Below are 1,011 nucleotides of genomic sequence, written 5' to 3' on the forward strand. Positions count from 1 at the left end.
ATAAGGCCGTTCGTTGTGTTGTTAATTTCATTCTGGAAAAAATTATACCCTTTTCTTTATGCAGAAAGGGCACAACCGCTTTCAACGGCTATGCCCTTTCTTTATATATTAGGCTCTGTTAATGTTTAATGTTGATTTTTTCAATAAAATGTTAGGGAACCATCTTTTGGTTCCCCAATTCTCAATAAACCAGTCTATTAGATATTCAATAAAGATGTTTGTTTTATATGTTCATACTCATTGTAATGGTTCTATTTTTGAATCCTAATTTTTCGTACAGTTTAATCGCTTGATTTCCTGCATATACACTTAAGCGAACCTCTGAATATCCATCTTGTTTAAGATGTTCGATACCAGTTTCCATCAATTGTTTTGAAATTTCATTTCCCCTAAATTCCTCTAACACAAACAATTCATAAATAAATCCATATATCTTTTCAGTAAATTGGTCTTTACTTGTTCCTATAAGAATCCAACCCATTAGATTATCGCCTTCAGTTGCTATCAAATAATAGCTTCCTTTCTGCAATAATGGTTCAATAAGTTGCTTGACTTTTTCATCTGACGGTTTTGCTTCGCCTAACGTACCTTCGAATAATGCTTGTGGTGAAAGTGATAAAATCTTTTTATATTCCGAATCGTTTGGTTTTCTAATTTCCATAAATTGAGTTCTCCTCTCCCAGTATTTATAAGCCGATTGCCCGTTAATGACCTTTTTAAGCACTGAACTTAGATAGACGGAGACTTTCAAAAGTTTCTGTCATTTCAAATACAAATGATGTAAGCAGAAGCTCTTTTATATGTTGCTTGGTATTTTCGTTACTGCGGCTATCTACAAATAAGAACCAAGCAAGGTAATTATCAAGATATTTTGTAGCCACACCTTTAAAACGGTCAATCCACTTCTTCATCCGAGAATGAAAACTGTTGACATTTTGAATGTGATATAAGCCTTTTATAACGTGCTTTCCATCATCGGATTTGATTCGGTAATGCTCTAATCCTTTTTCT

Annotated in this window: 1 protein-coding gene and 1 pseudogene; both read right to left on the reverse strand. The window is 33.3% G+C overall.

Going from position 1 to position 1,011, the window contains the following annotated elements; all coding sequences use genetic code 11:
• Nucleotides 1-223: 223 nt before the first annotated feature.
• Entirely contained in the window at nucleotides 224-661 is a 438-nt protein-coding gene (locus M3N64_RS13985) for a GNAT family N-acetyltransferase (RefSeq protein ID WP_249104305.1), read from the reverse strand.
• Between the two features lie 55 nt (nucleotides 662-716).
• Nucleotides 717-1,011, reverse strand: a pseudogene (locus tag M3N64_RS13990) (IS1595 family transposase); the annotation flags it as partial.

Origin of the sequence: Sporolactobacillus mangiferae (assembly GCF_023336505.1) — a bacterium.
Taxonomy (GTDB): domain Bacteria; phylum Bacillota; class Bacilli; order Bacillales; family Sporolactobacillaceae; genus Sporolactobacillus; species Sporolactobacillus mangiferae.